General features: G+C 38.3%; 2 protein-coding genes. Both read right to left on the bottom strand.

All coding sequences use genetic code 11. The annotated features are described in order from the left end of the window. Positions 1–214: 214 nt before the first annotated feature. A complete protein-coding gene (locus H5123_RS20290) occupies positions 215–646 on the bottom strand; it encodes a hypothetical protein (protein ID WP_182699090.1) in 432 nt (143 codons plus the stop codon). Positions 647–744: 98 nt separating this feature from the next. Continuing rightward, the gene (locus tag H5123_RS20285; RefSeq protein WP_182699089.1) at positions 745–1,293 is read right to left on the bottom strand and encodes a hypothetical protein; all 549 of its coding nucleotides are present in this window, start codon (positions 1,291–1,293) and stop codon (positions 745–747) included. Positions 1,294–2,010 lie beyond the last annotated feature (717 nt).

Genomic DNA, 2,010 nt, shown 5'->3' with positions numbered 1-2,010 from the left:
AAGCATAATGATTGAATAGCCCGCCATTCCTAAAAAGAATGCGGGAAGAATATAGAGAAAAAACCAATCTTCTTTTTTCGGCTCAATACTTTGATTCAACACTGTATCCTTGTGCAACTAACGCCGCCAGCAACTGCCGGAGTGAATTGGCTGCTTTTTTGCGTTTTTTTGCAAAAAAGAAGACAGTTTACGGAGGTCAGATTGGCTGGCCTTGTTAGCACTTGATTTGCGTAACATCTTGATTACCATAGTGTGTTAGTTCTAGGGTTTTTCCTTGAGAAAAGGCAAGTGCTGCAATAACCTCGCTTTCTGTTGAGGAATATACAATTGACTCAAGCTTGGAACCAACAATACCATCCATTTCATTTAAATTTAAAATAGTGGTACAACAATCAAAATTACCGTTTACAGGTTCGAATGCCACATTCTCATCACTCCTCCAAAACACCGTATTACCATCAAAATACAAACGGTACCAAGTACCATTAAATTTCAAATATACGACATTCGCAGGATCGGTAATTTGAAAATCCTCTTGTATCTGGCTAAGAATAAAACCTTCGCATTCACTTCCGATTATATTCGGTTCTTCGCCGTTAATGGTATATGACATATCTTTGGTTCTATAGTGTGCTAACGCTGCCATAAGCCGCAACCGACCAGAGCGTTTTTTGGGCTAAACTGCCGCTCGCGGCAAGCCCAGAAAACGAGGCGGAAGGGCGTCGGTTTGATGGTTTTGTTAGGCTACTTAAAGCGGGCCTCAATACCTGCGATTGTAGCCTCTCCGTCTGGTGGCAAAAGCAACATCCAACTTCCGTCATGCAACTTTAACTTCTGAACAACATCTTTCTCAACTGATTGATCTTGAATATTCATAGTTAAAGTGTAATTTACGTAGGCGATGTCACCTTTCAAAGCAATATTAACAACCTCAAAGTCTGTAGATTTCATTAACGCTATCAATTGTGGTTGTGCTTTCGCGACAAAATCGTTAAGTCGCTTGTATGCTTCTACATCTGTTAAACTTTTGTATTGCTCAACATTTGAGACGGAGAACAAAGGTAACAACTCCATTTTCGCCTGCTCACGTTTACTTCCTTCGAGAGCGTTTAAAATTGGCGTTCGAAATCGTTTTAAAGCTTCAGGATGCATCATGCTTGACATGATTGCTGTATCATAAACCAGTATTGATTCAAAATACCTATCAACAACACTTTCAACTTCAGACTGATCAGAAGCTTGAACCGATAAGGAAAATACCAGTCCTACAATTAATAAGGAAAAAAACTTCATTACAACTCCTCTCTATAATTTGTAGCCTAACGCCCCAAGCAGGGGATTTTATGAGTGTTTTTCAGCGAGTAAAATTCCCGCTGACTTGGCTTGTTATAACTCATTTTTCAATGTACCAATATACTAGTGCTGAACATGGGAGAACTACAACACATAGCATTAGCAGTGCACCCGACATATTTACAATAGCATCAGGTAAATCAAGTGCTCCGAGGGCAAAATTGAATCCAATGGCATAAATAAAAATACAGGCAATACATGATATACCCCCTGATACGAGCAGCCTTTGGAATATAGGCAATTGCAATTTATGGAATATAAATTTGAAAATTGGGTAGCCTACGATTGACGATATAACTGTTACAGGAATTGCCACTATTAGAGAGAAAATAAAAATCGGGATCATTGGTGGAACCAAGCTTTCAACAGAAAACAATGCAATTCCAATAGCGACAACAAAGAACGCTAAAAAATAACCTCCAAGTGCTGAAGTGATATATGTCGTGATTCTGGGCTGAATATTCATAATGAGTTATAACAGCTTATTGATTAGCAGCAGGATAACCTCCTGCTTTCTTGTAAGTTTCTTCGCCAAAATATCACTTGTAAGTGTTTGTTGTAAATATATTATTTAACAAAAAATACAGGTTAAATATGACAATTTAGCAGATAAAAAAGATGCATAGGTGTTTACGAGGTCTGCATAGCACTTTTATA

The sequence above is a fragment of the Shewanella sp. SR43-4 genome (assembly GCF_014163845.1).
Taxonomy (GTDB): Bacteria; Pseudomonadota; Gammaproteobacteria; order Enterobacterales; family Shewanellaceae; genus Shewanella; species Shewanella vesiculosa.
This window is presented reverse-complemented; position numbering and strand designations above follow the sequence as displayed.